Annotated in this window: 1 protein-coding gene; it reads left to right on the forward strand. The window is 58.0% G+C overall.

All coding sequences use genetic code 11. From position 1 onward, the window contains the following. Positions 1-41: 41 nt before the first annotated feature. A partial coding sequence (locus ACYQ78_RS39575; protein WP_459806137.1) for an alpha/beta fold hydrolase occupies positions 42-276 on the forward strand: 235 nt, incomplete at its 3' end.

Consider the following 276-nt stretch of genomic DNA (forward strand, 5'->3'; position numbering starts at 1 on the left):
TGAATGGCTGCTTGCTGGGTACTGCCAGCCTGGAATACACCATGGCGTCCAACGCCTTGGATCTCACCGGGCATGGGCCGCAGCATTGGAACAACGTGATGCGAATACTACAGGCCTTGGACAGCCATTCCTCAGCGTACACATTGCCCGAGTTGAAGGTTCCGGTCTTGGTGGTTTGTGGTCTCCTGGATGCCATGACACCAGCCTTCAGCCAGTACGAGATCGCTGGTTTGGCGCCCAAGGGCAAGTTGGTGTCCATTGCGGCTGGGAGCCAGG

It is taken from the genome of Herbidospora sp. RD11066, assembly GCF_054661255.1.